Origin of the sequence: Roseovarius salincola, assembly GCF_026891095.1 — a bacterium.
Taxonomy (GTDB): domain Bacteria; phylum Pseudomonadota; class Alphaproteobacteria; order Rhodobacterales; family Rhodobacteraceae; genus Roseovarius; species Roseovarius salincola.
The window spans coordinates 17363-43212 of record NZ_JAPTNL010000023.1; the positions used below are offsets into that span (position 1 = coordinate 17363).

Annotated in this window: 23 protein-coding genes; 10 read left to right on the forward strand and 13 right to left on the reverse strand. The window is 63.3% G+C overall.

Features of this window, described 5'->3' with window-relative positions; all coding sequences use genetic code 11:
• The first annotated feature begins 125 nt into the window (after positions 1 to 125).
• Positions 126 to 1148: a D-cysteate sulfo-lyase gene (gene cuyA / locus N5A93_RS17610; protein ID WP_268956405.1), complete on the forward strand. Its 1023-nt coding sequence runs from the start codon at positions 126 to 128 to the stop codon at positions 1146 to 1148.
• A 69-nt stretch (positions 1149 to 1217) separates the two neighbouring features.
• Here the strand turns inward: cuyA and N5A93_RS17615 are convergent, their stop codons facing one another.
• The 9 genes from N5A93_RS17615 to N5A93_RS17655 all read right to left on the reverse strand — a co-directional run bounded on the left by N5A93_RS17615 (position 1218) and on the right by N5A93_RS17655 (position 9694).
• Positions 1218 to 1829 (reverse strand): DUF937 domain-containing protein, encoded by a 612-nt coding sequence (locus N5A93_RS17615; RefSeq protein WP_268956406.1) that lies wholly within the window; start codon positions 1827 to 1829, stop codon positions 1218 to 1220.
• Positions 1830 to 1968: 139 nt separating this feature from the next.
• Positions 1969 to 2310 (reverse strand): carboxymuconolactone decarboxylase family protein, encoded by a 342-nt coding sequence (locus N5A93_RS17620; RefSeq protein WP_268956407.1) that lies wholly within the window; start codon positions 2308 to 2310, stop codon positions 1969 to 1971.
• Positions 2311 to 2400: 90 nt separating this feature from the next.
• Positions 2401 to 3168: an HNH endonuclease gene (locus N5A93_RS17625; protein WP_268956408.1), complete on the reverse strand. Its 768-nt coding sequence runs from the start codon at positions 3166 to 3168 to the stop codon at positions 2401 to 2403.
• Positions 3169 to 3216: 48 nt separating this feature from the next.
• Entirely contained in the window at positions 3217 to 3876 is a 660-nt protein-coding gene (locus N5A93_RS17630) for a DUF938 domain-containing protein (RefSeq protein WP_268956409.1), read from the reverse strand.
• 2 nt (positions 3877 to 3878) lie between these two features.
• Positions 3879 to 4814: an aldo/keto reductase gene (locus N5A93_RS17635; RefSeq protein WP_268956410.1), complete on the reverse strand. Its 936-nt coding sequence runs from the start codon at positions 4812 to 4814 to the stop codon at positions 3879 to 3881.
• 128 nt (positions 4815 to 4942) lie between these two features.
• On the reverse strand, positions 4943 to 6031 hold the full coding sequence (locus tag N5A93_RS17640) for a BMP family ABC transporter substrate-binding protein (protein WP_268956411.1): 1089 nt from the start codon (positions 6029 to 6031) through the stop codon (positions 4943 to 4945).
• 37 nt (positions 6032 to 6068) lie between these two features.
• Entirely contained in the window at positions 6069 to 6989 is a 921-nt protein-coding gene (locus tag N5A93_RS17645) for an ABC transporter permease (RefSeq protein ID WP_268956429.1), read from the reverse strand.
• Entirely contained in the window at positions 6989 to 8077 is a 1089-nt protein-coding gene (locus N5A93_RS17650; RefSeq protein WP_268956412.1) for an ABC transporter permease, read from the reverse strand. Before N5A93_RS17650 ends, N5A93_RS17645 begins: the two co-directional genes overlap by 1 nt.
• Positions 8078 to 8176: 99 nt before the next feature.
• Positions 8177 to 9694 carry an ABC transporter ATP-binding protein gene (locus N5A93_RS17655; RefSeq protein ID WP_268956413.1) on the reverse strand — a complete coding sequence of 506 codons (1518 nt, stop codon included), beginning with the start codon at positions 9692 to 9694 and terminating at the stop codon, positions 8177 to 8179.
• 188 nt (positions 9695 to 9882) lie between these two features.
• On the opposite strand from N5A93_RS17655, the gene dnaE reads away from it, so the two are divergent.
• Complete coding sequence (gene dnaE, locus N5A93_RS17660) at positions 9883 to 13386, forward strand: DNA polymerase III subunit alpha (RefSeq protein WP_268956414.1); 3504 nt, start codon at positions 9883 to 9885, stop codon at positions 13384 to 13386.
• A 10-nt stretch (positions 13387 to 13396) separates the two neighbouring features.
• On the opposite strand, the gene N5A93_RS17665 is transcribed toward dnaE, so the two are convergent.
• Positions 13397 to 13591, reverse strand: a complete 195-nt coding sequence (locus N5A93_RS17665; protein ID WP_268956415.1) for a SlyX family protein — start codon at positions 13589 to 13591, stop codon at positions 13397 to 13399.
• 111 nt (positions 13592 to 13702) lie between these two features.
• Between N5A93_RS17665 and hisS the strand changes: the two genes are divergently transcribed.
• The 3 genes from hisS to hisG are packed head-to-tail and all read left to right on the forward strand — an operon-like array spanning position 13703 to position 16955.
• On the forward strand, positions 13703 to 15181 hold the full coding sequence (gene hisS, locus N5A93_RS17670) for a histidine--tRNA ligase (protein ID WP_268956416.1): 1479 nt from the start codon (positions 13703 to 13705) through the stop codon (positions 15179 to 15181).
• A complete protein-coding gene (locus N5A93_RS17675; protein ID WP_268956417.1) occupies positions 15178 to 16263 on the forward strand; it encodes an ATP phosphoribosyltransferase regulatory subunit in 1086 nt (361 codons plus the stop codon). The genes hisS and N5A93_RS17675 overlap by 4 nt, the downstream gene beginning before the upstream one ends.
• Positions 16260 to 16955: an ATP phosphoribosyltransferase gene (gene hisG, locus N5A93_RS17680; RefSeq protein ID WP_268956418.1), complete on the forward strand. Its 696-nt coding sequence runs from the start codon at positions 16260 to 16262 to the stop codon at positions 16953 to 16955. Before N5A93_RS17675 ends, hisG begins: the two co-directional genes overlap by 4 nt.
• Positions 16956 to 17126: 171 nt before the next feature.
• Here the strand turns inward: hisG and N5A93_RS17685 are convergent, their stop codons facing one another.
• On the reverse strand, positions 17127 to 17726 hold the full coding sequence (locus tag N5A93_RS17685; protein WP_268956419.1) for an outer membrane protein: 600 nt from the start codon (positions 17724 to 17726) through the stop codon (positions 17127 to 17129).
• A gap of 289 nt (positions 17727 to 18015) precedes the next feature.
• A complete protein-coding gene (locus N5A93_RS17690) occupies positions 18016 to 18444 on the reverse strand; it encodes a DUF1489 family protein (protein ID WP_268956420.1) in 429 nt (142 codons plus the stop codon).
• Positions 18445 to 18539: 95 nt separating this feature from the next.
• Between N5A93_RS17690 and N5A93_RS17695 the strand changes: the two genes are divergently transcribed.
• From N5A93_RS17695 to N5A93_RS17715, 5 genes are all read left to right on the forward strand, one after another.
• Positions 18540 to 20819, forward strand: a complete 2280-nt coding sequence (locus N5A93_RS17695; RefSeq protein ID WP_268956421.1) for an adenosylcobalamin-dependent ribonucleoside-diphosphate reductase — start codon at positions 18540 to 18542, stop codon at positions 20817 to 20819.
• 343 nt (positions 20820 to 21162) lie between these two features.
• Positions 21163 to 21561 carry a hypothetical protein gene (locus N5A93_RS17700; protein ID WP_268956422.1) on the forward strand — a complete coding sequence of 133 codons (399 nt, stop codon included), beginning with the start codon at positions 21163 to 21165 and terminating at the stop codon, positions 21559 to 21561.
• Complete coding sequence (locus N5A93_RS17705; protein WP_268956423.1) at positions 21561 to 21947, forward strand: hypothetical protein; 387 nt, start codon at positions 21561 to 21563, stop codon at positions 21945 to 21947. Before N5A93_RS17700 ends, N5A93_RS17705 begins: the two co-directional genes overlap by 1 nt.
• Before the next feature lie 445 nt (positions 21948 to 22392).
• The gene (locus N5A93_RS17710) at positions 22393 to 23175 is read left to right on the forward strand and encodes a DUF5131 family protein (protein WP_268956424.1); all 783 of its coding nucleotides are present in this window, start codon (positions 22393 to 22395) and stop codon (positions 23173 to 23175) included.
• 25 nt (positions 23176 to 23200) lie between these two features.
• Positions 23201 to 24457, forward strand: coding sequence for a three-Cys-motif partner protein TcmP (locus N5A93_RS17715; RefSeq protein ID WP_268956425.1), 1257 nt, complete (start codon positions 23201 to 23203; stop codon positions 24455 to 24457).
• A gap of 275 nt (positions 24458 to 24732) precedes the next feature.
• Here N5A93_RS17715 and N5A93_RS17720 read toward each other — a convergent pair whose 3' ends face one another.
• Positions 24733 to 25644 carry a Kiwa anti-phage protein KwaB-like domain-containing protein gene (locus N5A93_RS17720; protein WP_268956426.1) on the reverse strand — a complete coding sequence of 304 codons (912 nt, stop codon included), beginning with the start codon at positions 25642 to 25644 and terminating at the stop codon, positions 24733 to 24735.
• Between the last annotated feature and the right edge of the window lie 206 nt (positions 25645 to 25850).

The following is a 25850-nucleotide window of genomic DNA, read 5'->3' on the forward strand; positions in this document are numbered from 1 at the left end:
AAGAGAGGGGATAGGGTGCACCGCTACAAGATGCAAGTTGCACAATATGCATTGCGCTATTCGCATTTGCGAAGGGGCCTGGGCCAGGTTATCTGAAGTATAGCGCATTATAAGGAGGACTCCCCATGCATCTCGCCCGCTTCCCACGCCATTTCCTGGCGCATCTGCCCACGCCGCTGGAACGTCTCGACCGGCTGAGCGCCGAACTGGGCGGGCCGGAGATCTGGATCAAGCGCGACGATTGCACGGGGCTGAGCACCGGCGGCAACAAGACCCGCAAGCTGGAATTCCTGATGGCCGAGGCCGAGGCGCAGGGCGCCGACATGGTGATGACGCAAGGCGCGACGCAGTCGAACCATGCCCGCCAGACCGCCGCATTCGCCGCCAAGCTGGGGATGGATTGTCATATCCTGCTGGAGGACCGAACGGGTTCGAACGATGCGAATTACAACCATAACGGCAATGTGCTGCTGGATCACCTGCACGGCGCCACGACCGAGAAGCGCAGCGGCGGCGGCGACATGAATGCCGAGATGGAGACCGTGGCCGAAAGGCTGCGCGCCGAAGGTCGCAAGGTCTATACCATTCCCGGCGGCGGCTCGAATGCGACCGGCGCATTGGGCTATGTGAACTGCGCCTTTGAACTCTTGTCGCAGGTCAACGGTACGGGCCTCAGGATCGACCACCTGGTCCATGCCACCGGCAGTGCGGGCACGCAGGCGGGTCTGATCGCCGGGCTTCAGGCGATGAACGCGCAGATCCCGCTTCTTGGGATCGGGGTGCGCGCGCCCAAGGCAAAGCAGGAAGAGAACGTTTACAACCTCGCCTGCACCACTGCCGAAAAGCTGGGCTGCGCGGGTGTGGTCAAGCGTGAGGATGTGGTCGCCAATACCGATTACGTGGGCGAGGGCTATGGCATTCCCACCGAAAGCGGACTGGAGGCCATCCGCATGTTCGCCGAACTGGAGGCGATCCTGCTGGATCCGGTTTATTCGGCGAAGGGTGCGGCTGGTCTGATCGACCTGATCCGCAAGGGCCATTTCAAGAAGGGCGAGCGGGTCGTGTTCCTGCATACCGGCGGCGCGGCGGCGCTGTTCGGCTATGACCAGGCCTTCGATTTCGCCGATCGCTGGACAGCGGCGGGCTGAGGCAAGCGCTGAAGAAACAGACCGGCCGGAATGGAGCGGGGCAGACGCTGGCGTCTGCCCCTTTCGCGTTCATTTCATGAACTTGCCAAGGATATCATCCATGACCGAGCCGTCGCCATCGGCGTCAAGCATTCCGGTCAGCATCGAAAGGTCCGGCCCCGAGGATGCCGCGCCGCCCTTGCCGCCCAAAAGCCCGCCGATCATGCCCATCAGGCCGCCGCTACCGCCAGCCCCCTGGATCATGCCGAGCATGCCGTCGATCGAGGAATCGGGCATCTGCTTTTGCAGCCCGCCCTGCGCCATCGCGGCAAGCGCCGGCAGGAATTGCGCGACCGTGCCCTGATCGACGCCTGCCTTCTCGGCAGCGGCACTGGCCAGCCCTTCGGTCGCGGCGGCGTCGCCCATCAGGCTGTTCAGAAAGGACTGACCCTGTGCGACCCCCTCGGGAGTCGCGGCGGCGCTGGCATCGTCGAAGAAGGCGGCCTTGTCCTCGCCTTTCATGAAGCCGAGCACGGTTTCGGCCTGCCCGGTTTCCGCGCGCTTTTTCGCGGCCTGGCCGATGGCGGGCGCCAGCATGCCGGTCAGTGCCTGCGCCTTGGTTTCGTCAAGTCCGAACTGGCTGGCAAGCTGGCTCAGGCCCTGTCCGCCTTGCGCCTGTTCGAGAAGTCTCATGATCGACATTCGTTAACCCCTGTATACGTGTAACTGATCGCGGACATGAGACGCAGATCATTGCCCGATGCGAAAGGGGAAAAGCGACCCGGCCTTCCGCATTCGCGAGGCGAATGGTGGCCGCGGCTGGTCTTTCCGGGAGTGGCAGTCAGCCTTGACCCGTCAATTCGTCGAAGCAGTCCAGCGCCTTGGCGGCATACATCATCGATGGCCCGCCACCCATCTGGATGGTCATGGCCAGCACGTCGCCCAATTCGTCGCGGGTGGCACCGCAGCGCACCAGCGCCTCGACATGGAGACCGATGCAGGCCTCGCATTTGGTAGCGACGGCGATGCCCAGGGCGACGAATTCCTTGGTCTTGAACTCCAGAACGCCGCCTTCCTTGACCGCCTTGCCAAGGGCGCCAAAGGCCTGGGCGGTGTCGGGTATGGTCTTGTTGAGCGCCCGCAGTTGTTGGCGTGTGTCGTTCAGTTTACCGGCCCAGGTCACATTCGCACTCCTCGATGTGTTTCAAGCATCTCCTAGTGCGCGCGCCGGGTCTCTACCTTGACCCAGATCAGACCGGGCGGCAGGAATGCGTTAATTGAGACGTGCGTGAAACCGGGCGCGATGGCGTGACATGAAGCCGGGATCGGGAAGGAAGCGCGACGGCATCGACAGTCGCTCGGCGGCGCCCTTTCTGAGCTGGCGCTGCGTCGCTTCGGGCAGGTCCGGGGCGATCATCATGCGCAGATCGTCGTCGAAGGTCATCAGGTGCCGGTCGAATGCGCGGTCATGCAGCGCATTGAGGCAGATCCCGTTCGAGGGATCGAGCCGCGCGGTGCTGTCTTCCGCCCAGCCAACGATATGGCTGGCGGTGAGCAGTTTGGGACTGTCCAGCCCGGTCAGCGCGCATCGGCCCCGATAGGAGGTGAGGATCATCTCGCGAAAGAACCCCTGTCCCAGCCGCCGCGCATGTTGGCTTGTGTGCATTTCGCCCTGGCGCGCCTCGAAGGCGGCCTGGCGTTCGGCGAAACCGGTTGGCAGGCCATGCGCGCGCGTCTGCTCTTCGTAGGCGCGCAGGACGGGGTCAGGCGAACGCAGGAATTCAGTCCAGACGCGCCGGTCGGTTCGCGAGGCGTTCGCCATGCCCTTTTGTGGCAGGCTGTCATCGAGCGCGGCAAGATTGGTCAGTTTGAGCGCCACCGCCGAGGCTGTGCGCCCCAGCATTTCGCCAAGGGCGATGACCTGCGGGTTGCGGCTGTGAAACTTGCCGAAGTCAAGGCGCAGATAGAGCGCCAGCGCCTTTCGCACCTCATCTTCGCTCCAGTTTCGACGCGCCGCCACCAGCCCTCGATCCTCCGGCATGTGTTGCGATCAGACTGCCAGGATCGCCGCGCCTGTTCAATGGCGCCGTCAGGCCGGGCGGCGGGTGACGATGGAAAGATTGTTCGCGGGCATTTCGACCACGTCGACAAGCGTCAGGCCCGCGTCGTGCAGCCAGTCGATCACGTCGAAATCATCCTTGTAGCCGATCTCGGGATCCTGCGCGCGCAGGCTTGCGTCAAAGCTGGCGTCGCCCTCGGAAATGGCCTCGCCGGCGCGCAGGAACGGGCCGTAGATGATGAAGCGCCCGTCAGGGGCGAGCGCCTGTGCGGCCTCCGATATGAGTTGCCGGGCCTCATCCGTGCTGATGAGGTGCAGGAGATTCACCAGCAATATGAGGTCCTGACCGGCGTGTTCTGAGCTCCAGCCCGGTGCGGTGGCATCGAGCGCAATGGGTTTGCGCAGATTGGGGGCGTTCACGCTGGCGGCCCAGGCGTCGATGCTGGCGCGGCGCGCGGGGTCGATCTCGGATGGCTGCCAGGTGAGTTCCGGAAGGGCTGGCGCGAAATGCGCGGCGTGCTGGCCGGTGCCCGCGGCAAGTTCCAGCGCGCGCCCGCTGGCAGGCCCGTGGTGGCGCAGCAGATCCAGGATCGGCGCGGCGTTGCGCTCGGCCGAAGGCGCGTAGAGGCGGCTATCCTCCCCCGGCGTCGCAACCGAAGCACTGTCGGGCAGGTTGAGGCGGCGCGCCATCTTCAGGCCTCTTCCAGGCGGTCGGTGGCGGGTGGTGGTGCCGGGCTGAGAGCGCTCAGCCGGGCATGGAGCGCCTCGTCCATCGCAAAGCCGATGGCGTCGAGCGACGGTTGCAGCTGTGCGGTTGATCGCGCCGAAAGGATCGGCATCGGTCTGGCGGGGTGATGCGCGGCCCAGGCGGCGGCCAGCGTGGCCGGGCTCACGCCCAGTTCGGTGGCGATGTCACCGAGGCCCTTCGCCGCCGCGTGCATCCAGTCCTGACCATAGCGCGCGGCATAGCGGTCATTCTCGGTCAGCCGCCCGGTGCCGCCCGCGGCGTATTTGCCGGTCAGCAGCCCGCCCGCCAGCGGCGAATAGGGCGCCACGGCGATGCCTTCGCTCTGGCACATCGGCAGAATCTCGACCTCGGCCTGGCGTTTGACGAGGTTATACATCGGCTGCAGGATCGACACCGGCAGATCGAAGCGCGCGGCGATGCAGGCGGCCTTCATCACCTGCCAGGCGGCGAAATTCGACAGGCCCATATGGGCGATCTTGCCCTCCTCGCGCAGGGTGGCGAAGGTCTGCATCGTCTCGTTGAGGTCGGTGTCGGGATCGAAGCGGTGCAGATAGAGGATATCCACGTGATCCATCCCCAGCCGCCGGCGCGAAAGATCGAACTGCGCCCGAAGGTTATCGCGCCCCGCGCCACCGCGATAACCTGCCTTGGTGGCGATGATCAGCCGCTCGCGCAGCGGCGCGGCAAAGCGCCCGAGCAGGGTTTCTGCTTCCCCGTCGGTATAGACATAGGCCGTGTCGAAGTGATTGAGGCCGGCCTCGATGCAGGTGTCGAACATGGCGCGGCTCTGGCCCTCATCGGCGGGGCCGCCGAATTGCATTGTGCCGAAGGCGAAACGGCTTGCGGCTGTGCCGTCGGGGGAGGTGATCATATTTTTCATGGCGCGAAAATGCCACGCGGCGCGGGAATGTGAAAGGCCTCTCGTGTCTCTTTTCGCGCGCGCCTGCCTCTTCATCTGGCCTCAAATACCTCGGGGGGTCCGGGGGGCTGGCCCCCCGGCCTTAATCGTTATTGCGGGATGTCGGCGTCAAGGCCCTCGACATAGAAATCCATGCCCAGAAGCGTGCCGTCATCGGCGGTTTCGCCCTCGGCCAACCAGTCCGAGCCGTCCTGCTTCTTCAGCGGGCCGGTGAAGGGATGATATTCGCCCGATGCGATCGCGTCCTTCAGGGCAAGCGCCTCTTGCTTCACCTCGGCGGGCACAGCGTCGGTGATCTCGCCGATGGCGACCATGCCGGGGCCGATACCGTCCCATACCTGATGGCTTTCCCAGGTGCCGTCGATCACCGCCTGGGTGCGGGCGATGTAATAGGGTTTCCAGTCGTCGATGATCGAGCTGACGCGCGGGAAGGGCTTGTATTCGGCCATGTCCGAGGCCTGCCCGAATGTGACGACGCCGCCGGCTTTTTCAGCCGCCGCCTGCGGCGCGGTGGAGTCGGTGTGTTGCAGGATCACGTCGGCGCCCTGTTCGATGAGCGCGGTGGCGGCGTCGGCCTCCTTGGCGGGGTCGAACCAGGTATAGGCCCAGATGATCTTGAACTCGACCTCGGGGTTCGCCTTGCGGGCATGGATGAAGGCCGCATTGATGCCCCGGATCACTTCGGGGATCGGGTAGGAGGCGATATAGCCCACGATGTTGGACTCGGTCATCTTGCCCGCGATATGACCCTGGATGGCGCGGCCCTCGTAAAAGCGGGCCGAGTAGGTCGAAAGGTTCGGCGCGGTCTTGTAGCCTGTCGCGTGTTCGAATTTCACGTCCGGGAATTTCTCGGCCACGGCCAGGGTGGCATCCATGTAGCCAAACGAAGTTGTAAAGATCAGGTCAGCGCCATTCAGCGCCATCTGGGTGATCGCGCGGGTGGCGTCGGCGCCTTCGGGGACGCTTTCCTGATAGACCGTCTCGACCTGGTCGCCGAAATGCTCTTCGACGGCAAGGCGGCCCTCGTTATGCTCGTAGGTCCAGCCGCCATCGCCGATCGGGCCGACATAGATGAAGCCGACCTTGGTCTTGTCGTCCTGCGCCTGCGCCGGGATCACGGCTCCGGCGGCAAGGCCGAGCGCCACCGTGGCGCCGGTCAGAATGGTCTTGAGGGTCATGGGTTGAACTCCCTGTGGTTTGAGGATGGGCAGCGCCTCATTGCGAGGCATGGAAAATCCGGGCCAGTGACGCGGGCGCGCGGCTGCGGTCCGCCGACATGATGACAAGCACCAGGATGGTGATGAGGTAAGGCGACATCGAAAGGTATTCCACCGGCAGCGCGACACCGGCGGCCTGAAGGTTGAGCTGCAGCACGCTGACGCCGCCGAAAAGCCATGCGCCCAGCAGGACGCGCCCCGCCTTCCAGCTGGCGAAGACCACCAGCGCCAGTGCGATCCAGCCTGCGCCCGCGGTCATGCCTTCGGTCCATTGGGGCACCCGCACAAGGCTGAGATAGGCCCCGCCAAGCCCGGCACAGGCGCCGCCGAAGGCGATCGCCAGCACCCTCACGCGCACCACCTTGTAGCCAAGTGCATGGGCGGCGTCGTGGTTCTCGCCCACGGCCCTCAGGACCAGGCCGGCGCGGCTGTATTTCAGACCGGCCCAGACTGCGGTCACCAGAGCCAGCGCGAGGTAAACCATCAGGTCATGCGAGAACAGCACCGGCCCCAGAAACGGGATGTCGCCCAGCACCGGGATGTCCAGCCGGGGCGTGGGCGGGGGCTTGATGCCGACATAGCCCTGACCCAGAAGTGCGCTCAGCCCCAGGCCGAACAACGTAAGTGCCAGGCCTGAGGCCACCTGATTGGCCAGCGCCACCTGGGTGAGGAGTGCGAAAAGCAACGACAGCCCCGCCCCCCCCAGCGCCGCGACCAGAAAGCCGAGCGCGGGCGAACCGGTATTGACGGCGATGGCGAAGCCGCAGATCGCGCCTGTGATCATCATCCCCTCGACACCGAGGTTCAGCACGCCCGCGCGCTCGACCACCAATTCGCCGATGGCGGCCAGCAGGATCGGCGTCGAGGCGGCCATGATCGAGGCCAGCAGAAGGATCGGGCTGATCGAGGAGAGGTCCATCATGCGGTCTCCGGCCGGGGGGTCAGGCGCAGGCGGTAATTGGTCAACAGGTCCACCGCCAGCAGGAAAAAGAGCAGCATCCCCTGAAACATCTGGATCGCCGCCGAAGGCAGGCCGAGGTTGGATTGCGCGATCTCGCCGCCGATATAGGTGAGCGCCATCAACAGCCCCGCGAGCGCAATGCCGAAAGGGTGCAGGCGCCCTAGAAAGGCCACGATGATCGCCGTGAAACCGTAGCCGACGTTGAAGTCGATGCTGACCTGCCCGGCGGGGCCGGATACCTCGAACATGCCCGCAAGCCCGGCCAGTGCTCCCGAAATCCCGAGGCAGAACAGCGCCAGGCGTGCAGGATTGACGCCGGCGAAGCGCGCGGCGCGCGGAGCCTGCCCGGTCAGGCGGATCTGGTAGCCCAGCACATGACGTCCGAGCAGGATATAGGCGAAGATCACCGCGATCAGCGCCGCGACCACGCCCCAATGCATCCCGGTATCGGCGATCAGGTCGGCATTATGGGCCGATGGGTATTGTTGCAGGTTGCGGCTTCCGGGAAAGCCCATGCCCTCGGGGTTCTTCATCGGGCCAAGCGCCATTGCGGCCAGCAGTTTTTCGGCCACATAGACCAGCATCAGCGAGACGAGGATTTCATTTGTGCCGAAGCGAAGCTTGAGCAGACCCGGAATCATTCCCCAGGCCAGCCCGCCAAGCGCGCCCGCGATCACCATCAGGGGAAAGATGAACCACGCATCCAGCGGAAAGAAGGCCAGCCCCACACCCGCCCCAGCGAGTGCGCCGATGATATACTGCCCCTCGGCGCCGATATTCCACACACCGGCGCGGAACCCGAGCGAGAGCCCGATGGCGATCAGCACGAGCGGCGCGCCCTTCACCAGAAGCTGGGGCCGGTAATAGAAGGCGAACTCGCCAAACAGCGGCTCCCAGAAGATGGTGGCGATGGCCTCGACGGGGTTCTTGCCGAGGGCCGCGAAAAGCGCGCCGCCTGCCAGCATCGTGACCACCACCGCAAGAAGCGGCGAAAGATAGAGCCAGCGGCGCGAGGGCTGGGGGCGCTTTTCCACCCGGAGCCTCATGGCTGATACGCTTTGGCAGGCTGGGCAGGGGGCGCTGCCCCCGTCGCCCGAGGGGCGACTCCCCCGGAGTATTTCGGGCAAGATGAAGCGCGCAGATGGTCAGGCATGGGCCACCTCCATTCCATGCGCGCCGCCCATCATCAGGCCGATTTCCTGAAGGGTGAGCGCATGGGTGGGGCGGATATCGGAAAGCCGCCCTTCATTGAGCGCGCCGAAGCGGTCCGCGATTTCCATCAGCTCGTCGAGATCCTGGCTGATGCAGAGGATCGCGGCGCCATCGGCGGCGAGATCCAGCAGGGCCTGGCGGATCGCCACGGCGGCGGCGGCATCGACGCCCCAGGTGGGCTGATTGACCACCAGCACCTCGGGGCGCTGGAGAACCTCGCGACCGATGACGAATTTCTGAAGATTGCCGCCCGATAATGCGCGCGCGGCGGTGCCGGGGCCGGGGGTGCGCACGTCGAAACGGGTGATGATGCGCTCGGCGAAGTCTTGTGCGGCGGGCCAGCGGATGAACCCGCGCGCCAGCAGTTTTTCGCGCTCGGCGCCGGTCATCAGGGCATTTTCCGTGAGGCTCATATCGGGTGCGGCGGCGTGGCCGAGCCGTTCCTCGGGGGCGGTAAGCAGCCCGAGGCGGCGGCGCGGCGCGGGTCCGAGCGCGCCCACCGGGCGGCCCTTGAGCCGGATCGCGCCCGGGGCGCTGCGCAATTCGCCCGAAAGCGCGGCAAGAAGTTCATCCTGGCCATTGCCTGCCACCCCGCCGATGCCGAGGATTTCGCCCTCTGCGAGGGTGAAATGCAGGTTTTTCAACGCGGTGCCGAAGCGGTTGGGCGAGGCGAGCGACAGGCCGGTGATGTCGAGCGCGGTCGCGCCCAGTTGGCGCGCGGGGCGGGCGGTGACATCTAGAGAGGCACCCACCATCAGCTGCGCCATCTCGCGCGCGGTGGTTTCACGTGGATTGCAGGTGGCAACATTGCGCCCCTGGCGCAGGATCGTGGCGCGGTCGCAGAGCGCGCGGATTTCCTCGAGCTTGTGGGAGATATAGAGGATCGACACGCCTTCGGCGGCGAGTTTGCGAAGAGTCTGGAACAGGATCGTGACCTCTTGCGGGGTCAGGACCGATGTGGGTTCGTCCATGATCAGCAGCCGCGGGTTCTGCAGAAGGCAGCGCAGGATTTCGACGCGCTGGCGCTCGCCCGCCGAAAGAGCGCCCACGGTGCGGTGAGGGTCCAGCGGCAGGCCGTAGGTCTCGCTGACATCGCGGATACGGCGCGAGAGGTCGCGCAGAGGCGGGGGCGATTCCATGCCGAGCGCGATGTTCTCGGCCACGCTGAGCGCGTCGAAAAGCGAAAAGTGCTGGAACACCATCGCCACCCCGGCGGCGCGCGCGGCGCGCGGCTCGCCCGGCGCAAAGGGGGCACCATGCAGGGTCATCGTGCCGCTGTCGGGTTTCACCAGACCGTAGATCATCTTGACCAGGGTCGATTTTCCGGCGCCGTTTTCGCCCAGGAGTGCATGCACCTCGCCGCCCGCGATCTCGAATGAAACGCTGTCATTGGCCACGACTCCGGGATAGGCCTTGGTCAGTCCCGAAATGGCAAGCAATGGTGCTGTCACGCGTATGTCCCCTGGTGGCGCGGTTGCGCGGCGTTTCAGGATGACTAGCGCAGGGTCGCCATGGTGGGCAATGGGTTGCGCGCTTTTTGCGCGCCCTGGTGCGGGGTGACGGCCCGGTATGGGCAAAAAACACGCAAGGCCGCGCGAAGCGGCTTTTTCCCGGCGGGTCAGGCGGCTAGTCTGGCGCCATGAGCAAAGCCCCCCGATTCATTCACCTTCGACTCCATACCGAGTATTCCCTTCTGGAAGGGGCCGTGCGGCTCAAGAAGCTGCCGGGGCTTTGTGAGCGCGCGGGCATGCCCGCGGTGGCGGTCACCGACACCAACAACATGTTCGCCGCGCTGGAATTCTCGGTCACGGCGAGCGACGCGGGCATTCAGCCGATCATGGGTTGCCAGATGGACCTGGAGTATGTCGAGCTGCAGCCCGGCGAGCGCCCGAGGCCCCCCGCGCCGGTGGTTCTTCTGGCGCAGAGCGAGCGTGGGTACGGAAACCTCATGAAGCTCAATTCCTGCCTTTACCTGCGCGGTGACGGGCAACTGGCGCATCTGACGGTTGCCGATCTCGAGCGCTACGCCGAGGATGTGATCTGTCTGAGCGGCGGGCCGGACGGGCCGGTGGGGCGGCTGTTGCGGGCTGCGCAGCGCCCGGCCGCAGAGGCGCTGATGGCGCGGCTGCATGGCGCATTCGGGGATCGTCTTTATGTCGAGTTGCAGCGCCATCCCGGCGAGGACGGCGCGCCCGAGGCCGAGCGCCAGACCGAACGGGGATCCGTGGAAATGGCCTATGACATGGGCATTCCCCTGGTGGCCACGAACGATGTGTATTTCACTGATTCCGGCATGTACGAGGCGCATGATGCGATGCTGTGCGTGGCCGATGGCGCCTATTTGGATCAGGGCGAACCGCGCCGCCGCCTTACGGCGCAGCATTATTTCAAAACGCCTCAGGAAATGGCGACGTTGTTCGCCGATCTGCCCGAGGCGCTGGAAAACACCGTCGAGATCGCCAGGCGTTGCGCCTTCGGGGCCTTTCGGCGCGATCCGATCCTGCCGCGTTTCGCCGATGACGAGGTCGACGAGCTGCGTCGGCAGGCCAAGGAAGGGCTGGCGGCGCGGCTGGCGGTGATACCGCATGCGGCATCGGTCGAAGACTATGAAAAGCGGCTGGAATTCGAGCTGGGCATCATCGAGGGAATGGGCTTTCCGGGCTATTTCCTGATCGTCGCCGATTTCATCAAATGGGCCAAGGAGAAGGATATTCCGGTGGGGCCGGGGCGGGGCTCGGGCGCGGGCAGCCTTGTGGCTTACGCGCTGACGATCACCGATCTTGACCCGCTGCGCTATAGCCTGCTGTTTGAGCGGTTCCTCAACCCTGAGCGGGTCAGCATGCCCGATTTCGACATCGACTTCTGCATGGATCGCCGCGAGGAGGTGATCCATTATGTCCAGGAAAAATACGGTCGCGACAAGGTGGGGCAGATCATCACCTTCGGCGCGCTGCTGTCCAAGGCTGCGGTACGAGATATCGGGCGGGTCTTGCAGATGCCCTATGGGCAGGTGGACAAGCTCAGCAAGATGATCCCGGTCGAGGGCGTGAAGCCCGTGTCGATCGAACAGGCGCTGGCGCAGGAAGACCGTCTGCGCGAGGCGGCGCGCAGCGAAGAGGTGGTGGACCGGCTGCTCAATTACGGGATGAAAGTCGAGGGACTGTTGCGCAACGCCTCGACCCATGCCGCGGGGGTCGTGATCGGGGATCGGCCGCTGGATGAGCTGGTTCCCATCTACCAGGACCCGCGCTCGGACATGCCTGCCACGCAATTCAACATGAAATGGGTCGAGCAGGCCGGGCTGGTCAAGTTCGACTTCCTTGGCCTCAAGACTCTGACGGTGATCCAGAACGCGATAGAGCAGATCCACAAAGAGGGGCGCGACCTGCATGTCGCGCAGGATGGCAGCACCATCTACGAGCCCTTCGAGGGGGCCGAGAACGATATCGGGCAGATCCCGCTCGACGACGAAAAGACCTATGAGCTTTATGCGCGCGCACGCACGGTGGCGGTGTTCCAGGTGGAAAGCTCGGGGATGATGGATGCCCTCAAGCGGATGAAACCCACCTGCATCGAGGATATCGTGGCGCTGGTGGCGCTCTATCGGCCCGGCCCGATGGAGAACATCCCGAAATATTGCGAGGTCAAGAACGGGTTGAGCGCGCGCGATGATCTGCATCCGACAGTCGATCACATCCTGGACGAGACCCAGGGCATCATCGTCTATCAGGAGCAGGTGATGCAGATCGCCCAGGAGATGGCGGGCTATTCGCTTGGCGGCGCGGACCTGTTGCGCCGCGCCATGGGCAAGAAGATTCAGGCTGCGATGGATGCCGAACGGCCCAAGTTCATCAAGGGCGCCAAGGCGAATGGCGTGGATGACGCCAAGGCGCTGGAAGTCTGGAACCTGCTCGACAAATTCGCCAATTACGGTTTCAACAAGTCGCACGCGGCGGCCTATGCGGTGGTCAGCTATCAGACCGCCTGGCTAAAGGCCAATCACCCGGTCGAGTTCATGGCCGGGGTGATGAACTGCGATATTCATCTGACCGACAAGCTGGCCGTCTACTTTCAGGAGGTAAAGAAAGGCCTCGGCCTGCCCTATGCGCCGCCCTGCGTGAATCGCTCGGATGCGATGTTCCAGGTGCGCGGAGGGGTGCTGCATTACGCGCTCGGGGCGCTCAAGAATGTGGGCGTCGACGCGATGCGCCTGATTGTCGACGGGCGCGCCGACAAGCCTTTTGCCACCCTTTACGACGTGGCGCGGCGGGTCGATCTCAAGCGGATCGGCAAGCGGCCCCTGGAGATGCTGGCGCGGGCCGGGGCCTTTGACGAACTCGACCGCAACCGGCGCCGGGTGTTCGACAGCATCGAGGCCTTGATGAACTACTCGGCGGCGATCCACGATCAGAAGAATTCCAACCAAGTGTCTTTGTTCGGTGAGGCGGGCGACGATCTGCCCGAACCGCGCCTGAGCCCGGTGGATGACTGGTTGCCCGCCGAGCGCCTGACCGAAGAGTTCAAGGCGGTGGGATTCTATCTGTCGGGGCATCCGCTGGACGATTACATGGGCGCGCTCAGGCGCAAGGACGTGAAAACGCTGGACGAAGTGACCGCCATGATCGAGCGCAAGGGCGCGGCGGTGGTCAAGATGGCCGGCGTCGTGGCGGGCCGCCAGGAGCGCAAATCGGCGCGAGGCAACCGTTTTGCCTTTGTGCAGCTTTCGGACATTTCGGGCGGCTATGAGGTGACGCTTTTTTCCGAGACGCTGGAAAAATGCCGCGATCACCTGGAAACCGGGTCGCAGGTGGTGCTGACGGCCGAGGCGACGATGGAGAGCGATCAGCTCAAACTGCTGGGCCGTTCGATTTCGCCGATCGACGGGGTTGTCGCCGATGTGGGGGCGACCGGGCTGCGCATCTATATCGAAACCGGGGATGCGATTCCGTCGGTTGCGTCGCTGTTGCAGGACGCCGCGCGCCGGGTGAAATCAGGCGGGCGCGGGCCGATCCGGTTCAACCTGATGGCGCAGGGCCTGCCCGGCGAGGTCGAGATCGACGCGGGCGAGGACTTTCCGGTGAACCCGCAGATCAAGGGCGCGATCAAGAGCCTGCCGGGGGTGATGACCGTCGAGGAGCTTTAGGCGGCGGAGTTTACCAATGGGGCGGGCGCTCGTCGCCCAAGGGAACGCTGCCGCCCTGATCGGCCTCGCGCATGGCCTCGCGCTCCAGCAGCAATTGCACACGGCGGGTCATCAGGGCGATCTCGCGCTCCTGGCGGGCGACCACCTCGGAAAGGTCGTCGACGATGCGGGCGAGATGGGCGATCTGTTCTTCAATGGGTTCCATGGGGTCGATCTAGCGGGTCCGGGGCGCAGGCGTCAATGCGGCACAGCTTGCCCCCGCTGGCCCCATCCGCTAGACGCTGCGGCAAGGACGAAACCCCGATGGATCCGCAGCATGGCCAAAGAGAAGAAACAGCCCCGCCCCAAGGCCGAAACGCCCAAGGGGTTCCGCGACTATTTCGGTGCCGAGGTGACCGAGCGCGCCGAGATGTTGCAAGCGATTGCAAGGGTTTATCATCTTTACGGCTTTGAGGCGCTGGAATCCTCGGCGGTGGAGACGGTCGAGGCGCTTGGCAAGTTCCTGCCCGATGTGGACCGCCCCAACGACGGGGTTTTCGCATGGCAGGAAGACGAGAACGACGACTGGCTGGCGCTGCGCTATGACCTGACGGCGCCCCTGGCGCGGGTCTATGCCCAGCACCGCAACGACCTGCCCACCCCCTACCGGCGCTATGCGATGGGGCCGGTTTGGCGCAACGAGAAGCCGGGGCCGGGGCGTTTTCGCCAGTTTTATCAATGTGATGCGGATACGGTGGGCGCGCCTTCGGTGGCGGCGGATGCCGAGATCTGCGCGATGCTGGCCGACACGCTGGAAACCGTGGGCATTGCGCGCGGGGACTACATCGTGCGGGTCAATAACCGCAAGGTTCTGAATGGTGTGCTGGAGGTCATGGGCCTTGAGGAAGGCGAGCAGCGCGATGCCGTGCTGCGCACAATCGACAAGTTCGACAAGGTCGGCGAAAGCGGTGTGCGGGAATTGCTGGGCAAGGGGCGGCTGGATGTCTCGGGGGCCTATATCGACGGCGTGGGGCTGAGCGATGAGCAGGCCGGGCCGGTACTCGCTTTCCTGACCTCGAAAAGCGCGGATACCGCGGAGACGCTCGGGAATCTTCGCACCGCCGTGGGTGAATCTGTGATCGGCCTTGAAGGCGTGCAAGAGCTTGAAACCATTGCGAACCTGCTTGATGCGCAGGGTTATGGCCCGGATCGGGTGGTGATCGACCCCAGCGTCGTGCGGGGGCTGGGTTATTACACCGGCCCGGTCTTCGAGGCCGAGTTGACCTTTGATATCCTTGATGAAAAGGGCCGCAAGCGGCAGTTCGGAAGTGTTGCCGGGGGCGGGCGCTATGACGATCTGGTCAAGCGGTTCACCGGGCAGGCGGTACCGGCGACGGGCGTGTCGATCGGGGTGGATCGGCTGCTGGCGGCACTGCGCGAAAAAGGCCGCATCGGCGGTTCCATCAATGGGCCGGTGGTGGTCACGGTGATGGATCGCGACCGGATGGCCGATTACCAGGGCATGGTGGGCGAATTGCGCCGGGCGGGTATCCGCGCCGAGGTCTATCTGGGCAACCCCAAGAATTTCGGCAACCAGATGAAATATGCCGACCGGCGCGGCGCGCCGATTGCGGTGATCGAGGGCGGCGACGAGAAGGAACGCGGCGTCATCCAGATCAAGGATTTGATCCTTGGTGCTCAGATCGCCCAGAGCGCGACGCTGGAAGAATGGAAGGAACGGCCCAGCCAGTTCGAGGTGCCGCGCGACCAACTTATTGAAAAGGTTCGTGAAATACTGGAGGAGCAGGGCGGATGAGTGACCGCGCCGCGATCCGGGCCGAGGCCGCGCGGCTGCGGGCGCTGTTCGAAGCCGAGGGCGCGCAGCCGGTAGAGACGCCGGTCCTGCAACCTGCCGAAGTGCTGTTGGATCTTTACGGCGAGGACATCCGGGCACGGGCCTATGTGACTTCGGATGCGCTGCGCGGGGAACAGATGCTGCGCCCGGATTTCACCGTGCCTGTCGTGCAGATGCACATGGAGCATGGCGCGGAGCCGGCCTGTTACACCTATTCGGGCGAGGTGTTCCGTCGTCAGGAGGATGATCCGGACCGCGCCAGCGAATACATGCAGGTGGGGTTCGAGGTCTTTGAGCGCACCGCGCCCGAGGCGGCGGATGCTCGTGTTTTCGGTATTATTTTCAATGCCTTGAAGCCGCTTGGCCTGCGTGCCGCGACGGGCGATATCGGTATCCTGATGGCAGCGGTCGACGCGCTGCGCACCAGCGAGGGGCGCAAGCGGGCGCTGCGGCGTCATATCTGGCGGCCAAGGCGGTTCCGGGCGTTGATGGATCGCTATGCGGGGCGCGCGCCGGTACCGGAAAGCCGCGCCGCGCTGTTGGCGCAATCCAATCCGATGGCGCAGGCGGGGCCGGTCATCGGTATGCGCGGCGAGGACGAAATCATGAGCCGTATCAATGCTTTGCGCGAAGATGCGGCAACCGCGCCGATCTCGGAAAACGAGGTGGCGCTGATCGACGCGATCCTGGGCGTGCGCGAAACATCGGATAATGCGCTGGAGCATCTGCGCGATATCGCCGTGGACCTGCCCGCGATCCAGCCCGCCGTGGAGCGCTTGGCGCGGCGTCTGGAGGCGCTGGAGGCACGCGGAATCGACGTAACGAAACTGGATTTCGAGGCCAGTTACGGGCGCACCAACATGGAATACTATGACGGCTTTGTCTTTGGTTTCTATGCAGAAAATCGCCCCGACCTGCCGCCGCTCGCCAGTGGCGGGCGCTATGATGCGCTGACCCGGCAACTGGGGCGCGGGCGCGAGATACCGGCGGTGGGTGGGGTGGTCCGGCCGGGGCTGGTGGTGGAACTGGGGGGGCTGGCATGAGCCTCAAGCTGGGGGTGCCCTCGAAGGGGCGGCTGATGGAAAAGACCTTTGACTGGTTCAGTCAGAGGGGCATCGGGCTGGGCCGGTCGGGCTCGGAACGCGAATATGCGGGCTATGTCCAAGGCATTGATAATGTTGAACTTGTTCTGCTTTCTGCCGGGGAAATCCCGCGTGAACTGGCGGCAGGGCGGATCAACCTGGGAGTGACGGGCACCGATCTGGTGCGCGAGAAGCTGGGGCAATGGGACAGCCGGGTGCGGGAATTGGCGCTTTTGGGGTTCGGGCAGGCGGATCTGGTGCTGGCGGTGCCGGGCTGCTGGGTCGATGTGAACTGCCTTGACGACCTTGACGCCGCCGCCGCCGCATTCCGGCTAAAGCACGGATTTCGCTTGAGAATTGCCACCAAGTATCACCGCCTGGTGAGGGAGTTTCTGCGCGATAACGGGGTGGCGGATTACCAGCTGGTGGACAGTCAGGGCGCCACCGAGGGCACGGTCAAGAACGAGACCGCCGAAGCGATAGCGGATATCACCTCGACCGGTGACACCTTGCGGGCCAACCATTTGAAAATATTGGAAGATGGGTTGATCCTGCGCAGTCAGGCCACGCTGTTCAAATCCCGTGTCGCGGAGATGGACGAAGCCGAACGGCAGACCCTTGCCGCGCTCTTGCAGAAAATGAAGGTGGACTGAGCGCGGCGCGTACAAAACGTCCGTTTTGTACGCCGCTTTTGCACGCAATCCGGGCATCGCGCCGGAAGATCTGTACAAATCCCCGAAAACCGCCGCCGCAGGGGGCGAGAATCGAAACGGGCGCGCCCCGGATAAGGACGCGCCCGCCTTGCCATTTGGCCATGCCGGTCTTCAGAAGCGGAAGGTGCCGCGGACCTGCGCCGTGGTGGCTTCGATATCCGTGGTGGTCGAATTGAAGTTGTCGAATTCATGATAGAGCACTTCGCCACCGACGGTGAAGTTCTCGTTGATCATGTGCTCGTAGCCCGCGCCGATGAAATAGCCGTCATCGTCGCCGAGCGTGTCCGTGTCGGCCTGTGCCCAGCCACCGGTGCCATAGAGCAGCCCGTTGCCGATCTTGTAGCCGCCGCGCAGCTTGACGCGCAGCACGTTTTCAAGTGTCGGGTTGCCTGCGCCGAGGCCGATATCGGCCCAGTCGTAGTCGAGGCCCGCGCCTGCGACCCACTGGCCGAAATCATAGTCGTAACCCATCACGAGACCGCCGATTGCGCCGTCACCGTCAACGCCGGGGACGTTGGTGTCGACATTGCCATAGCCGAGCTGGCCACCGATATATCCGCCGGTCCAGTCGGGGCTGGCGGGAGCGGGTGCGGGGGCCGGTGCGGGGGCCGAAACGACGGGGTCGGGGGCGGGGTCGCTTGCCGAGCCGGCGAAGGCCGGGCCGGTCGCCAGGGCGATCGTCGCGGCGATCATGGAACCTTGCTTCAACATGGTTCGAACCTTTCTTCTTTGTCCTGTTCACGTCCGCGGTCGGGCGGGCGCTTGCTTCCTGTAATGCCCTCCGTCTTATGCTCGGAGGTTGCCTCCCGGCGGGATGTCCTGCGCGGTTGTTGAGGACATGAGATCGAATGGGCACGGCTTCAAGAAGGGCAGCGGCGCGCGGGCGGCAAGGCAGCGCGTTCTTGCCGTAAGGCCGCTGCGTAATGCGCTGAAATGCGCCGAAAACATCCGGGTTCCGCCCGGGCGGCGGCGGCGCGGTCAAATTACCGTGACTGTTGCCCTAAAGCACCCCGATATCGGCCAGCGCCGCCGAAAGGGACGCGGGGAGTTCGTCTTCGGCCTGGCGATGGGCGGGCAGGTCGGCGGGCGCGTCGGCGGGCTGAAGGTAGCGCCAGCCCTGGAACGGGCGTTTGAGCGCGGTGGTCGTGGGGATGATCGCGGGGTCGAGCACGAAGGCGCAGCGGCGGATACCGTCCTGGCCGATCACCTCGTCAAGTCGCAACAGGCGCTGGCGGCATTGCACCATCCCCTGGAACACCCAGAAGACCGAGCCGCCATCAAGCAGTTCTTCGGCGCGTTTGGGCCACATGCGGGTGACGTGGCGCGGCAGCCCGTCGGCGGTTTGCGCCTGTTTGCTGGCCTGCCATTGGCGCAGGCTTTCGATGCTTTCGGTGCCGACGCTGAGCTTGATGAGATGCAGTTTCGCCATGGCCTTCGATTCCCCCGTCGCGGGCAGATAGGGTAGTGGAAATGTGCCGGGCTTCAAGCTATTGTGTTTTTCCCGACAGGTTCAGGATTCGCCGCATGACCCGTTTCGCCGCCCCCATCGCCCAATCCATCTGGGACATGAAATACCGCCTCAAGGAGGCTGATGGCACGCCGATCGACGAAACCGTCGAGGCGACGTGGCGGCGGATCGCGCGGGCGCTGGCCGCGGTCGAGGCGGATCCCGCCCATTGGGAAGAGCGGTTCTATGCCGCGCTGGAGGATTTCCGGTTTCTGCCGGCGGGGCGGATCACCGCCGGGGCGGGCACCGGGCGCAGCGTGACGCTGTTCAACTGTTTCGTCATGGGCACGATCCCGGACGACATGGGCGGCATTTTCGAGATGCTGAAAGAGGCCGCGCTGACCATGCAGCAGGGTGGCGGGATCGGCTATGATTTCAGCACCATCCGCCCGCGCGGCGCCGAGGTGAAGAGCGTGGCCGCCGATGCCAGCGGGCCGCTTTCCTTCATGGATGTGTGGGACGCCATGTGCCGCACCATCATGAGCGCGGGGTCGCGCCGGGGCGCGATGATGGCGACCATGCGCTGCGATCACCCCGATATCGAGGATTTCATCGGCGCCAAGTCGGATTCCGCGCGTCTGAGGATGTTCAACCTGTCGGTGCTGGTCAGCGACGCCTTCATGGAGGCGGTCAAGGCGGATGGCGCGTGGGATCTGGAATTCGGCGGCAAGGTCTATCGCACGGTGCAGGCGCGCGACCTGTGGAACCGGATCATGCGGGCGACCTATGATTATGCCGAGCCGGGGGTGATCTTCATCGACCGGATCAACGAGGCCAACAACCTCAGTTACTGCGAGACGATTTCGGCCACCAACCCCTGCGGCGAACAGCCCCTGCCGCCTTATGGCGCCTGCCTTCTGGGGTCGGTCAACCTAGCGCGGATGGTGAGCGACCCGTTCGGCAAGGATGCGGCGCTCGATCCCGAGGCACTTGATGCGCTGGTGGCGAGCGCGGTCAGGATGATGGACAACGTGGTCGATGCCAGCCGCTTTCCGCTGGAGGCGCAGGCGCGCGAGGCCGCCGCCAAGCGCCGGATCGGGCTGGGTGTCACGGGGCTGGCGGATGCGCTGTTGATGCTGGGGCTGCGCTATGGCAGCGACGAGGCGGCGGCGCAGACCGAAAGCTGGCTCAGGCAGATCGCGCGCGCGGCCTATCTGGCAAGCGTTGATCTGGCGCGCGAGAAGGGGCCGTTTCCGCTGTTTGACCGCGATGCGTTCCTGGCGTCGGGCAACATGATGAACATGGATGATGACGTGCGCGAGGCGATTGCGAAGCACGGCATCCGCAATGCGCTTTTGACCAGTATCGCGCCGACCGGCACGATCAGCCTTTATGCGGGCAATGTGAGTTCGGGGATAGAGCCGGTCTTTGCCTATTCCTATACGCGCAAGGTCTTGCAGAAGGATGGCAGCCGCACCGAGGAAGAGGTGGTGGATTACGCCGTGCAGATGTGGCGCGAAAAGTTCGGCGATGCCGAGTTGCCCGCGCATTTCGTCAATGCCCAGACGCTGGACCCCGAGGATCACGTCAAGATGCAGGCGGCGGCGCAGCGCTGGGTGGACAGCAGCATTTCCAAGACGATCAACTGCCCGGCGGATATTTCATTCGAGGCGTTCAAGACTGTCTACATGCAGGCCTATGAGACGGGCTGCAAGGGCTGCACCACCTATCGCCCCAATGACGTGACCGGCAGCGTGCTGAGCGTGTCGGAGAGCACTGACGAGGCGCCGGGCGAGAGTGGCGCCCCGGTGCCGCGCGAGGGCGGCGAGATCGTCTATATGTCCGAGCCGCTGGACCGGCCCACGGAGTTGGAGGGCGCGACCTACAAGCTGAAATGGCCCGACAGCAACCATGCGATCTATATCACCGTCAACGATATCGTGCTGAACGGGCACCGGCGGCCCTTCGAGGTGTTCATCAACTCCAAGAACATGGAGCATTTCGCCTGGACCGTGGCGCTGACGCGGATGATCTCGGCGGTGTTCAGGCGCGGGGGCGATGTGAGTTTCGTGGTCGAGGAGCTGAAAGCGGTGTTCGACCCGCGCGGCGGTGCCTGGATGCAGGGCAAGTATATTCCCTCGATCCTGGCGGCGATCGGCGGCATCCTCGAGCAGCACATGATCTCGATCGGCTTCCTTGAAGGCGAGGGGCTGGGCCTGAAAAGTGATCCGACGCAATCGGTGGTCAACCTGGATGCGCCGCGCGGCCCGTCCTGCCCGGCCTGCGGCAGCTATGACATGCGGATGATCGAAGGCTGCATGACCTGCGCGAATTGCGGGCATTCGAAGTGCGGGTGACGGCGGGTTTTATCTCCACCTTGTCGATGCGGGCGTAGTTATGCCAAATTGGCGGATTTTACTGCCACGCGTCGGTGGAAGTTTTGCCAGCGTCTGTAAGGCTCTGTGAAATATAGACTTTTTCCGAAGCAGATTTTGCCCCCCAAAATCTGGCTCTAAAAACAGAGTTTGCGCGCCAACACCGGCAGGGGAGTGTCCGGCGCGGCCCTCTTGATGAGGCCGCGCCGGACAACCCAGTGCCGATGGTAACGCGGACGCCGGAAACGAAATCATTTGACCGGAGCAGGGATCTTCTGACGCAGCCCATGGCGGGCCCGCGCATTCCACCAGGAAAGGTGATCCCATGAAACACATTCCCGATATCCGTGCCCTGCTCCGGCACATGAACAAGGCCAGCGATTTCATGCGCTGGCTGCGCTCAGAGGGTGACAGCCTTGTCGCCTCGGCCGACCTGCTGGGCGGACGCAAATGGGCTGCACGGGCTCGAGCCGTCGTCGAGGCAGCGAAAGCTGGCAACGACCTGGCCGCCCGCCGCGGCGAGCTCCATGAGCTCAACCGCCTGCTGCGTCTCGAATTCACCACCGACATCAAGAGCGTCGAAGCCCGGCGCTTTGCAGCCATACACCCGGATGATCCCCGGGCGGACATCGCGCGGCGCTGCGCGGAGGCGCTGGGCCGCGGAGTGCGCGCGCTCGAGGCTCTTTACGTTGCCGGTATTGTCGGCATACGGGAGGCCGCATGATGTTTGAGACGCAAACCGCGGCGGTTAGTCAGGCGCGCGACCTCACGCGGCGCGCCGCCCAATGGCTCGACCTGATCGACTTCCGCGCACATGCTGCGGCAGAGACCTTCTCGCCCAGCATGTCCACGTATCACGACATGCTGGACCCGGCCGCCACTGATGCGGCGCGGCTCGCAGCCTGCCGTGGCATGCATCAACAAGTGTGCCGCCGCGTAGAGGCCGAACGCCTTGAAGGCGAAGCCACCCATGCGCGCCAGCGTCCGATCGACCCTTACGGACTGCGCTGGCGCATCACGCGTGATGGCGCAACGCTGGAAACCATTGCCTGCCTGCTCTCAGCTGCGATCGAGGTCTTCGAAGGTCATCTCGACGAGGCGGCCGCGTAGAAAAAACGCGGGGCCGCCAAGTGGCGGCCCCGCGCATCTTTCGACTCCGTTCATGATGTTGACGGTTACCCGTGACAAAGGGCTTGATAGCGGCTTGCAGCCCTGCACTACAGTTTGGCGCCTCGCTCGTCTTTATCGGTGAGACCAGCAAGGGCGGAAAGACTAAGCCGACCTTCACTGCGCGGTTCTCGAATGGCCCCAAAGTGCAGATAAGTGGACGATCATAGCGATGTCTGGGGCCGTCGAACCGCGCGGTACCTTGCGCAAGAGACGGAGCAGGCGTTACATTGACAACAAGGCCACCTCGCGGTGATAGTTGCCGTTGAAAAAGTTTGTATCGTCGTCACGGATAACGAGAAGAACTTCGTCGCACTTCACTTCATTAGTCTGTTGTGTGGCGGGGATTGATGTCTCAACGCATTTTGACATCGCTCAGGAGGGCAGCATGGCCGAAACACAGATTGAGTGGACGGACTCGACATGGAACCCAGTCGCGGGTTGTTCGATTGTAACCGCCGGCTGCACGAACTGCTATGCGATGGAGATGGCAAAACGCCTCGAAGCTATGGGTGTTGAGAAATACGCTGGGCTAACCCGGAAGACCGGCGAACGCACCGTTTGGAACGGCGTGGTACGCGAAGATCGTGAGGCGCTGGCAATTCCATATCGCTGGCGCAAGCCCCGCAAAATATTTGTCAACTCAATGAGCGACCTTTTCCATGAACAGGTGAGCGACGCCTTCATCCTCGATGTATGGCAGGTGATGCGCGACACGCACCAGCACAATTATCAGATACTCACCAAGCGGCCGGACCGCATGGCGGAACTCGTTGCGAGCCAGATCGAGGAGGTCCTCCCCAACGTTTGGCTCGGCACCAGCATCGAGGACGCCGATGTCGTTGATCGCATCGAACATCTACGCAAAGTGCCTGCGGCCATCCGTTTCATTTCGTTCGAACCGCTTATCGGAGCTGTAGGCGCGGTTGACCTCATGGGCATTCATTGGGCGATCGTCGGCGGCGAGAGCGGCAAGGCCGCCCGTCCAATCCGTGAGCAATGGATTGATGAAATCCATGCCCAATGCCTATCGGCCGGCACGGCTTTTTTCTTCAAGCAGTGGGGGACGTGGGGTAAAGACAACAAGAAGCGATCGAAGAAGGCGAACGGCCGCGAGTATCGCGGACAGACTTGGGATGAGATGCCGACCGTGACATACGCTGTCGCGTAATTTGGCAGAGAATAGGGATGGCAATGTGGTTGAGAAGCGGTATGAGTGGAAGAACGGCGCTGTCCTCGAAGAACATTCACGCCGGAAGCACAAAATCCTTCGCGAATATGTGTTCGACTACCTCTCCGTCCGCTGCAAGCTGCCCCAACAGGAACGCTTCCGCCTTGCTATAATTGATGGCTTTGCGGGCGGCGGGCGCTATCAATGTGGCGCGGCTGGCTCGCCGCTGATTTTCATCGAAGAACTGATGCGCGCGGTCGAGGCTGTGAACACGCAGCGTGCCGTTCAGGGCCTCGATACGATCGAGGTTGAATGTCTACTGATCTTCAACGACGCCAGCCGTGACGCGATCGAGCTACTGAAAACTCATGTCGCGCCGATGCAGGCTGACATCCTGACGACTTGTCCCAAACTGCACCTGCGGGTGGAATATCTGAACGACTTCTTCGAGGTCGCCTATCCAAAAATCAAGGAGATGCTGGGTCAGGGACGGTACCGAAGCGTAATCTTCAATCTCGATCAGTGCGGCCATAGCCATGTTGAACGCGGTACGATCCTTGAGATCATGCGTTCTTGGCCAGCGGCCGAAATTTTTTACACCTTCGTCATCACGTCTCTGCTTGCTTTTCTGCAGAAGGATCAACCCGAGCAACTGCGCACGCAACTCGACCACCTGGGCATTCCCGCCAACGACATGCAGGTACTCGATGGGCTGATGAGCCGAACGGACTGGCTCGGCACAGCCGAGAAGATCGTCTTTGACGCTTTCCGCCTTTGCGCTCCGTATGTTAGCCCATTCTCCATTAACAATCCCGGTGGGTGGCGATACTGGCTTATCCACTTCGCGAATGCATATCGGGCTCGGCAAGTCTACAACAATATCCTTCACGACAACGCAAGCTTACAGGCGCACGTCGGTAGGCCAGGCCTCAATATGCTGTCCTACGATCCTCGGCGTGACGAGGGGATGCTCTACCTCTTCGACGATAGTGGCCGGGCTTCAGCAAAGACCCAATTGCTGGATGACATTCCCCGTCTTCTCACTGACGCGGGCGACGCGATATCAGTGCTGGAGTTCTACGAAAGCATCTACAACGTCACCCCGGCGCACGCCGATGACGTTCATGCGGCGATAATCGAAAACCCGGATCTCGAGGTGATTACACCGGCAGGCGGGGAGCGTCGCAAGGCAAATACGATCGCGGTGAACGACATCATAAAGCTAAAGAGCCAGCGCAGCTTCTTCCCGATGTTCCTGAATGCGGGAACGAAGAGGAAATAGCGATTAACCGAATGCGGATAGGTCGGGTCTGCAGGCTTCGCGAAAAACCTTCAGGAAAGCAGTCGCAGTACTCATAAGTACAGCCGATGACCGCTTTGGCCGGAAGCGTTGCCGCGCCTGAGTTGATGAAGCTGCACCGCTGCGAAGACCAGCCTGGCGAAGGTCGGCATAAGGCCGACCGTTCACGATAGGTCCTTCCGTTCAGACCTCGACTACCTCGGAAACGGCGAGCGCGTTCTCCAGCTCCACCTGAGGTTTTGCAGGCTTCAACATACCTATGTCGTCACCTTCTGTCGCCCTGTCGCGCGATAGGGTACAGGGCCTGTTGCTGTCAGGTCGACTTGGTAGCGGCGATCGTCAAGAATTTCCAACAGCTTGGTCTCGTCTTGTCGTCTGCACCGAAGCCGTCCGTCAACGTTATTGAGGACAAGACCGTGATGTGCGGCAAGCTCTTGAATCCGATCTTGCCGGATTTGCGCCAAGTCGTTTCGAGCAGCGATCGAAGCCGCCATTCTGGCCATTCTCGGGTGTCTTGCGATATCCGCCTGAATCCGGGTGAAGTCCAGAAAATCGATCGTATCGTGGATTTGCTGCACCTTGTGGGCTGCGGCACCTGCCACATGCTCCACGATGTTCGCCAGATACTCCACTGAGCGCACCTTCAGCATGAATACATGCCCGTCCGTAACGATGGCGTCAAACTCGCGGTCCAGCTTGAGAACGTCATCCTCGATCATCTTGAGGGTGTCGTCACCTGCCAGGCGCATCAGCTTGTTACGGGCTCCGAGGGTGCCCTTCAGCTGTGTACCTTTCTTGATGCCCACGGCCTTCCGGCCCTGATTGTCGTGAAAGATACCGAAGTAGTGGTCGATATCGGGCACGTGGTCGTGCGCGTTGGCGAGATCATCGAGATCGCCTGAATCGAAGATCGCGGACAAGTCCGCCAAATAATCGGTATCCCGCGCCCCGTAAACTCGACGCCGATCCCCGTAGTCTTCGGAGATGTCATGGGGTTCCCAATCGCCACCGAGCTGTGCGAACCCGGCCAATGTCGCGCCGAGGACTTCCTTCAGCGCCTCCTTGATCGGGGCGTCCGTTGGTACGAAGTACCGATTGCCGTTGCCTCTCAGCGCCACGGCAAAATTCACGTTATGTATATTCTGGAAGTCGAAATCGTCTTCAATCATCGGTAGCCTGGTCCACAAGAACATTTCCGCCGAGGCGCCAGCCTTTGAGAGGTTGTCCCAACGCTAAGTTGTGCCGCTTCGAGAGAACAGCGTAAGTGACGAGGCGGGGAGCTATGCGTGATTTTGGGTGACGCGGCCTGATCAAGCGGCGCGGTTTGCAGTGTCGTTTGTGGCGACACCGTCGGTGAATGTGACGCCTTCGATGA

Bases quoted from the DNA above. Each gene is read 5' to 3' on its own strand.
- cuyA (WP_268956405.1), top strand. From the start codon at position 126: ATGCATCTCGCCCGCTTCCCACGCCATTTCCTGGCGCATCTGCCCACG.
- N5A93_RS17615 (WP_268956406.1), bottom strand. From the start codon at position 1,829: ATGTCGATCATGAGACTTCTCGAACAGGCGCAAGGCGGACAGGGCCTG.
- N5A93_RS17625 (WP_268956408.1), bottom strand. From the start codon at position 3,168: ATGCCGGAGGATCGAGGGCTGGTGGCGGCGCGTCGAAACTGGAGCGAA.
- N5A93_RS17630 (WP_268956409.1), bottom strand. From the start codon at position 3,876: ATGGCGCGCCGCCTCAACCTGCCCGACAGTGCTTCGGTTGCGACGCCG.
- N5A93_RS17635 (WP_268956410.1), bottom strand. From the start codon at position 4,814: ATGAAAAATATGATCACCTCCCCCGACGGCACAGCCGCAAGCCGTTTC.
- N5A93_RS17640 (WP_268956411.1), bottom strand. From the start codon at position 6,031: ATGACCCTCAAGACCATTCTGACCGGCGCCACGGTGGCGCTCGGCCTT.
- N5A93_RS17645 (WP_268956429.1), bottom strand. From the start codon at position 6,989: ATGGACCTCTCCTCGATCAGCCCGATCCTTCTGCTGGCCTCGATCATG.
- N5A93_RS17650 (WP_268956412.1), bottom strand. From the start codon at position 8,077: ATGAGGCTCCGGGTGGAAAAGCGCCCCCAGCCCTCGCGCCGCTGGCTC.
- dnaE (WP_268956414.1), top strand. From the start codon at position 9,883: ATGAGCAAAGCCCCCCGATTCATTCACCTTCGACTCCATACCGAGTAT.
- N5A93_RS17665 (WP_268956415.1), bottom strand. From the start codon at position 13,591: ATGGAACCCATTGAAGAACAGATCGCCCATCTCGCCCGCATCGTCGAC.
- hisS (WP_268956416.1), top strand. From the start codon at position 13,703: ATGGCCAAAGAGAAGAAACAGCCCCGCCCCAAGGCCGAAACGCCCAAG.
- N5A93_RS17675 (WP_268956417.1), top strand. From the start codon at position 15,178: ATGAGTGACCGCGCCGCGATCCGGGCCGAGGCCGCGCGGCTGCGGGCG.
- hisG (WP_268956418.1), top strand. From the start codon at position 16,260: ATGAGCCTCAAGCTGGGGGTGCCCTCGAAGGGGCGGCTGATGGAAAAG.
- N5A93_RS17685 (WP_268956419.1), bottom strand. From the start codon at position 17,726: ATGTTGAAGCAAGGTTCCATGATCGCCGCGACGATCGCCCTGGCGACC.
- N5A93_RS17690 (WP_268956420.1), bottom strand. From the start codon at position 18,444: ATGGCGAAACTGCATCTCATCAAGCTCAGCGTCGGCACCGAAAGCATC.
- N5A93_RS17695 (WP_268956421.1), top strand. From the start codon at position 18,540: ATGACCCGTTTCGCCGCCCCCATCGCCCAATCCATCTGGGACATGAAA.
- N5A93_RS17700 (WP_268956422.1), top strand. From the start codon at position 21,163: ATGAAACACATTCCCGATATCCGTGCCCTGCTCCGGCACATGAACAAG.
- N5A93_RS17705 (WP_268956423.1), top strand. From the start codon at position 21,561: ATGTTTGAGACGCAAACCGCGGCGGTTAGTCAGGCGCGCGACCTCACG.
- N5A93_RS17710 (WP_268956424.1), top strand. From the start codon at position 22,393: ATGGCCGAAACACAGATTGAGTGGACGGACTCGACATGGAACCCAGTC.
- N5A93_RS17720 (WP_268956426.1), bottom strand. From the start codon at position 25,644: ATGATTGAAGACGATTTCGACTTCCAGAATATACATAACGTGAATTTT.